Origin of the sequence: Flavobacterium sp. (genome assembly GCF_043720215.1) — a bacterium.
In the GTDB taxonomy this organism is placed as follows: Bacteria; Bacteroidota; Bacteroidia; order Flavobacteriales; family Flavobacteriaceae; genus Flavobacterium.
The window spans coordinates 1-7,140 of sequence record NZ_JAYSSZ010000269.1 but is presented as its reverse complement, the minus strand read 5'-3'; the positions used below and the strand labels follow the sequence as shown (position 1 = coordinate 7,140).

The 7,140-nt window shown below is 32.2% G+C and carries 7 protein-coding genes, 1 tRNA gene and 1 pseudogene; 4 read left to right on the top strand and 5 right to left on the bottom strand.

Translation table 11 applies throughout. The features are described 5' to 3' along the window. The 3 genes from ACHZC3_RS11940 to era all read right to left on the bottom strand — a co-directional run. Window positions 1-757, bottom strand: a 757-nt coding sequence (locus ACHZC3_RS11940; protein WP_394760081.1) for an SDR family oxidoreductase, incomplete at its 3' end; no start/stop codon positions are given. Between the two features lie 59 nt (window positions 758-816). Beyond that, entirely contained in the window at window positions 817-2,127 is a 1,311-nt protein-coding gene (der, locus tag ACHZC3_RS11935; protein ID WP_394760080.1) for a ribosome biogenesis GTPase Der, read from the bottom strand. Window positions 2,128-2,418: 291 nt separating this feature from the next. Further along, window positions 2,419-3,300: a GTPase Era gene (gene era, locus ACHZC3_RS11930; protein WP_394760079.1), complete on the bottom strand. Its 882-nt coding sequence runs from the start codon at window positions 3,298-3,300 to the stop codon at window positions 2,419-2,421. 205 nt (window positions 3,301-3,505) lie between these two features. Here era and ACHZC3_RS11925 point away from each other — a divergent pair. The 4 genes from ACHZC3_RS11925 to ACHZC3_RS11910 all read left to right on the top strand — a co-directional run bounded on the left by ACHZC3_RS11925 (window position 3,506) and on the right by ACHZC3_RS11910 (window position 5,871). Then, a tRNA-Met gene (locus ACHZC3_RS11925) sits at window positions 3,506-3,578 on the top strand. 58 nt (window positions 3,579-3,636) lie between these two features. Further along, on the top strand, window positions 3,637-4,083 hold the full coding sequence (locus ACHZC3_RS11920) for a KTSC domain-containing protein (RefSeq protein ID WP_394760078.1): 447 nt from the start codon (window positions 3,637-3,639) through the stop codon (window positions 4,081-4,083). A 99-nt stretch (window positions 4,084-4,182) separates the two neighbouring features. Further along, window positions 4,183-4,665 carry a DUF1761 domain-containing protein gene (locus ACHZC3_RS11915; RefSeq protein ID WP_394760077.1) on the top strand — a complete coding sequence of 161 codons (483 nt, stop codon included), beginning with the start codon at window positions 4,183-4,185 and terminating at the stop codon, window positions 4,663-4,665. Window positions 4,666-4,725: 60 nt separating this feature from the next. Beyond that, window positions 4,726-5,871, top strand: a complete 1,146-nt coding sequence (locus tag ACHZC3_RS11910) for a GNAT family N-acetyltransferase (RefSeq protein WP_394760076.1) — start codon at window positions 4,726-4,728, stop codon at window positions 5,869-5,871. Window positions 5,872-5,920: 49 nt separating this feature from the next. On the opposite strand, the gene xerD is transcribed toward ACHZC3_RS11910, so the two are convergent. Both xerD and ACHZC3_RS11900 read right to left on the bottom strand, forming a co-directional pair. Continuing rightward, window positions 5,921-6,820 (bottom strand): site-specific tyrosine recombinase XerD, encoded by a 900-nt coding sequence (gene xerD, locus ACHZC3_RS11905; RefSeq protein ID WP_394760075.1) that lies wholly within the window; start codon window positions 6,818-6,820, stop codon window positions 5,921-5,923. Window positions 6,821-6,900: 80 nt separating this feature from the next. Then, window positions 6,901-7,140 (bottom strand): annotated as a pseudogene (locus tag ACHZC3_RS11900) (hypothetical protein); the annotation flags it as partial.

The window sequence follows — 7,140 nt, the reverse complement described above, 5'->3', positions numbered from 1 at the left end:
AAAATTTAGGAAAAAATCTTTTCAGATAAACTCCTAAAATTTCTTTTCCTCCGATATAAGCCTCGAATTTATTAGTCTCGACAGCTTTTACAAGCTTTTTAGCAAAAACTGATACAGGCATTCCATTTTGGGTAGCATTATCGTCTGTGTTTTGTTTAGATCCATTAGCTGTTAAAGCATTTTTGGCAACATTGGTTTGAATAAATCCAGGACATATTAATGTCACATTCAAAGCGTCTTTTTGATGTTCCATACGCAAAACATCAAAAAAGCCATGCAATGCATGTTTTGCACCGCAATAACCAGAACGGTAAGGCGAGCCAAACTTACCCATTAAGCTTGTTATTGTCACAAAGTGTCCATTCCGGTTTTGAATAAAATGTGGTAAAATCGCTTTGGTAATAGCAACTGTTCCTAAATAATCAACTTCAATTAGTTTTTTATCCACTTCAAAATCAGTTTCTATAAGAAGTGATCGTTGACTTACTCCTCCGTTATTAATTAACACGTCAACTTTTCCAAAAGCTGCAATCGCTTTTTCAGCATGATTTTTGGCATGACCGAAATCGGATAAATCAAAAGGAAGTACAACAACCTCGGTATTACATTTCGATTTCACTAACTCTAAAGCCTCTTGATTTCTGGCAGAAAGTATTAATTTACAGTTTTTATAATTAGCTAATTCATAAGCTAATGCCTCTCCAATTCCAGATGATGCTCCAGTAATCCAGACTATTTTGTTATTGATTGACTTCATAAAAAAAGTTCATTAAGTATCGTAAACTTAATGAACTTTAAATGAATATTTAAAAAAAATTATTTCTCTCTAATATAAATATCAATCGGAACACCTTCAAAATCCCAATTCTCACGAATTTTGTTTTCTAAGAAACGTTTGTAAGCATCTTTCACATATTGAGGCAAATTAGCAAAAAACACAAACTGAGGTGTTGGTGTTGGCAATTGCATGCAGTATTTAATTTTTACAAACTTCCCTTTCAAGGCTGGTGGTGGATGATTTTCGATTATTTTTAACATATATTCGTTAAATTTTGAAGTCGAAATACGCTGTTGTCTATTCTCATAAACCTGAACAGTTGCTTCTAATGCTTTTAGCAAACGCTGTTTTGTAAGTGCCGACACAAAAAGAATAGGCACATCGACAAACGGCATTAATTCCTCACGAATTTTAGCTTCATAATCACGAGTTGACATCGTATCTTTTTCGACCAAATCCCATTTATTCACTAAGATAACAACACCTTTTCTGTTTTTTTCAGCCAACCAAAATATACTTTGATCCTGACCTTCAAAACCACGAGTCGCATCGATAATTAAGATACAAACATCAGCATGCTCAATCGCACGAACCGAACGCATTACAGAATAAAATTCTAAATCTTCTTTTACTTTAGCTTTACGACGAATTCCAGCAGTATCAACCAAGTTAAATTCGAAACCAAAACGGTCATATTTAGTATCTATCGAATCACGAGTAGTCCCCGCAATGTCGGTAACCATAAAACGTTCTTTACCAATTAAAGCATTTATAAAACTAGATTTTCCAGCATTAGGACGACCTACTACTGCAAAACGAGGTAAAACCACTTCTTCTTGTGTTGGTAATGGTTTTACAGGAAAAGCATCAATAAGAGCATCTAGTAAATCTCCTGTTCCGCTTCCTGAAATACTCGCAAAAGTGTAATAATCACCCAAACCTAGGTTATAAAACTCGATAGCATCTTTTTCACGCATCGCATTATCTACCTTATTTACGGCAAGTAAAACAGGCTTCGTTACTTTTCGCAGCATTTTTGCAACGGCATCATCCATAGGTGTGATCCCTTCTTCAACATCGACCACAAAAATAATTACGTCGCTTTCGTCGATAGCTAATTCGACTTGTTTGCGGATTTCTCCCTCAAAAACGTCGTCCGAACCACGAATATATCCACCAGTATCAATCACAGAAAACTCTTTTCCGTTCCATTCGCTTTTACCGTAGTTTCTATCTCTGGTAACTCCAGAAACCGAATCTACAATAGCTTCTCTTCTTTGTATCAGCCTATTAAAAAGGGTCGATTTCCCTACATTAGGTCTTCCTACTATCGCAACAATGTTATTCATATTTCTAATTTTAGATTACAGATTTTAGATTGCAGATTTTAGAAATTCTAAAACCAACATTCTTAAACTGCAAACAATAAAGCATTCTAATTTTTTGCAAAGGTAGTCAAAAAAGTAACTAAGTTGCTAAGTAACTAATATTCTAAGTTTTTATAGTATTTTTAGGAGCTATTTCCTGCTGTACGCTATATCTTTTTCTTGCTAAAGAAGCAAGAAAAAGGATGCCGCTACCATCAGGGCTAAATCGTAATATTTAACAAATAACCGATTAACCAAATCCACGAATCAACTTTACTGATTATACCCAAAACGCTTCAGCATATTCGCGTTGCTTCTCCAGTTTTTATTCACTTTTACGTATAGTTCTATAAAGATTTGCTTACCAAAAAACTTTTCTAAATCGGCACGAGACTCTACTCCTACTCGTTTTAGCGCTTCACCTTTATGACCTATAATAATTCCTTTTTGCGTATCGCGTTCCACCATAATAACAGAACGAATACGGATAATATTATCGTCTTCAAAAAATTCTTCGGTTACAATTTCTACAGCATACGGGATTTCTTTACTATAATGTAGCAAGATTTTCTCACGTATGGTTTCGTTTACAAAGAATCTTTCAGGCTTGTCCGTTAGCTGATCTTTGGGATAATAAGCTGGAGATTCTGGTAATAATTTTATGATTCTGTCAAAAACTTCTGGCACATTAAAATTCTGTAATGCTGATATTGGAAAAATTTCTGCATTAGAAACTTTAGCAGTCCAGAACGCAACTTGCTCCTCCAGTTGTTCTTGGTTTGAAGTATCTATTTTATTTAAAAGTAATAAAACAGGGATTTTTGCATTAATGATTTTATTAAAAAAAGCTTCGTCTTTCAAGTCTTGCTCACCAATTTCGACCATATAAATCAAAACATCGGCATCTTCGAAAGCTGATTTTACAAAATTCATCATCGATTCCTGCATTTCGTATGCTGGTTTGATAATTCCTGGCGTATCAGACAAAATCATCTGAAAATCTTCTCCATTTACAATTCCAAGGATTCTATGACGTGTTGTTTGTGCTTTAGATGTAATAATTGATAATCGTTCGCCAACAAAGGCATTCATTAACGTCGATTTTCCAACGTTTGGATTTCCTATGATGTTTACAAAACCTGCTTTATGTGACATTTATATTGTATTTTATTGTGCAAAGGTAGTTATATCAAGTGGAATAGTCACAACAAAAAGAAATCTTAATTGCATAGACACTATTATACTAGCTGTTAAAAAATAAATTAAAGTGTTAAAAATCAAGTAACTATAAAAAATATAAAGTTTTTTACTATTTTTGTTGCACGAATGAAAATTGGTTGTACATTTGCACTCGAAATAACGCGGGATAGAGCAGTAGGCAGCTCGTCGGGCTCATAACCCGAAGGTCACAGGTTCGAGTCCTGTTCCCGCTACTAAGCAAGCCATTCTGAAAAGAGTGGCTTTTTTTAAATATTATTTTTAAACATTGGTATGAAAAGAGTTATCGAATACAGAAAGTTACTTGAAGTTGACAAAAATGTTACTTTAAAAGAGTTAAAAACCATTTACAGAAACAGCATGAAAGATTCTCATCCTGACAAGTTTGTAAATGACGAAGCAGGAAAATTAGCTGCGGAAGAAACTAGTAAAAACATCATCAATGCTTACCATTTTTTAGTAAGTATTTCTGCAGAAACTGTCGAGAAAAACCTTCCTGAATATACAGATACAATTACAAACTCTAATATTCACGGTTTTCATTTAGAGAAACAAACATTACATATTAAATATTTCAACGGAATGGAATACGAATACATTGGTGTTCCTAGAAATATTTATGTAAAAATGGTAAATGCCGAATCTCCTAATCGTTTTGCAAAACGCCATATTTACGGAAACTTCATTTACAGAAAATCTGGCGAAGCTGCCGAAGATTAATATTAATTCAAGAGTATAACTAAAAGACTTTCCTTACAGAAAGTCTTTTTTATTTGAAATATTTTTTATATTTGAGTAACAAACTTAAAAAACAAAACTATGGAAATTAATTTTTTAGCATTACTACTTGCTGCATTATCTACACTTGTTGTTGGATTTATTTGGTATAACCCAAAAGTTTTTGGAACAATTTGGATGAAAGAAACTGGTATAAATCCAGAAGAAGGAGAAAAACCAAATATGATTTTAATATTTGGCGTTTCACTTTTGTACGCTTTTTTTATTGCCTTTGTTTTGCAAATGCTTACAATTCATCAATTTGGAGCTTTAGGACTAATTGGTGGTGATATTCCAAATGCAAAACCATCATATGCAGCTTTTATGGCAGACTACGGTGATGTTTTTAGAACTTTTAAACATGGTGCTTTACATGGGACAATGACTGGATTATTCCTAGCACTTCCAGTAATTGGTACAAATGCTTTATATGAAAAAAGAAGCTTCAAATACACATTAGTAACTGGAGGCTTCTGGATTGTATGTTTCGCCATTATGGGCGGAATTATTTGCGCAATGAAATAATTTTTTAACATTTATTTATACAAGAATCGCTCTACATTTGTGGAGCGATTTATTTTTAATTTGGAATCAAACTCTTTTAAAATTTATTCTTCAATAATAGACCTTCCAGAAACCTGGAATACTGTCGCTATAGGCAATGCTTTCTTACAAACTCCTTACTTAAAAGTATTAGAAGATTCGGCTCCCACGAATATGGAATGTTTTTATATTGGAATTTTTGAAGACACAGAACTCATAGGTGTTGCATTGGCTCAATATTTAGATCTAAACAAATTAGAATCATTTGGCGAAAGAGATAAATGTGTCAAAAAAGCTATAAGAAACTTCGTTTTCAAAAAATTTGCTTCGCACACTTTATTTTTAGGCAACAATATGATTACTGGCCAAAACGGCTATGCTTTTAGCAAACCTATTAATTTTAAATGTATTAGCAAACTATTAATTGAATCCTCAGAAGCAATTATTGATTATTTTAAAAAGAAAAAAATCACGATTCATATTGTTTCCTTCAAAGATTTTTATCAAGAATGTTCTGTTGAATTAAAAAAGTATGAGTTTTCAAACTTATACGAATTCAATGTTCAGCCCAACATGGTTTTTGAACTTCAATCTAATTGGAAAACTAATGATGATTATGTTGCTGCTTTTTCTAAAAAATATCGTGATCAATACAAACGAGCACACAAAAAGTGTGAAGATATTGAAGTGAGAGAATTAGGTTACGACGAAATACTTTTACACGAAGAACGATTATACGAATTGTATCATTATGTGGCGCAAAATGCTCCGTTTAATACTTTTTTCTTAGCTAAGAATCATTTTTCCACTTTCAAGAAACAGCTACAAGAACAATTAAGGCTTTGCGGTTATTTTCTGCAAGGAAAATTAGTTGGTTTTCATACTTTACTTTTAAATGGCGATGTGTTGGAAACTTATTTCTTAGGTTATGATAATCATATACAGAAAGAAAAAATGCTGTATCTTAATATGTTATACAACATGACTAAATTTGGCATCGAAAATCAATTTCAAAAAATTATTTTTGGGAGAACTGCTATTGAAATAAAAAGTTCTATTGGTGCACAACCAGTTATGATGTCAGGTTTTTTATACCATACAAACAAATATATTAATAAATACATCTCTAGAATATTCAGAAATCTTGAGCCTGAATTAGAGTGGCAACAAAGACATCCTTTTAAATAATTAATGATTGTGCAAAAGTTTTTTTATCAATTCTGATCAAGTAGTTTTGCTAATGATTCCTAGGATGAAAAGTTTCCATAATTTGACTTAAATGTTTCCTATCTACATGCATATAGATTTCCGTGGTAGTAATTGATTCATGCCCTAACATAAGTTGAATAGAACGCAAATCGGCACCATTTTCTAGCAAATGTGTAGCAAAGGAATGTCGAAATGTATGTGGACTTATTACTTTGTTTAAATCTATCTCGACCGCTAAATTTTTTATAATTGTAAAAATCATCGCTCGAGTCAGTTGTCGTCCTCTACGATTTAAGAATAACGTATCTTCATGTCCTTTTTGAATGGAGAGTAAATTTCTATCTGTATTTTTATAAATTTCTATATATTTTTGAGTCAAGTTACTTATTGGTACAAATCGTTGTTTGTTTCCTTTTCCAGTTATTTTTATAAAACCTTCATCAAAAAACAAATCAGAAATTTTTAGTGAAACTAATTCCGAAACTCGCAATCCACAACTATACAAAGTTTCGAGCATAGCGCGATTGCGTTCTCCTTCGTTAGACGATAAGTCGATAGCAGCAATTAGCTTATCGATATCTTCAACATTAAGTGTGTCAGGCAATTTTCGTCCTAATCTTGGCGTTTCAATAAGCTCAAGTGGGTTGTCTGGCCTATAATCTTCAAAAATAAGATAGTTAAAAAAACTTTTTAACCCAGAAATAGTTCTTGCTTGCGAACGTGGATTAACACTTTTAGAAATTTCATAAATAAATTGCTGAATCGTTTCTTCTCCAATTTTTACTGGAGAAACAGTCATATTATTTTCTAATAAATAACCACATAATTTTTCAATATCAAGTGTATAATTATCTATAGAGTTTTTAGATAATCCTCTTTCGATTTTTAGATATGATCTAAAATTTTTTATGTAGTTACTCCAGTTCATTACTGCAAAGTAAAGCTATTTTTGTATATAAAAAAACCACGCCAATGGCGTGGTTAATTATATAAAATCTAATTTTTCGATTAGAATTTGTAACCTACTGATAATTGTAAATTAGAAGATTTGAATGAAGTATTATCGTATTTACTATCAACAGTAGGATTTCCAGTATCAATAATTCTATCTCCTGCAGAATCTCTTCCTGCCAAGAAGTTTGCATTATTTGCAAAATCAGTTAACCCAATTGTATATCGTGCTTGAAAAAATACTCCTACTGGTAATTCATAACCAGCTCCAATATTAAAACCAAAATTTAATTTTTT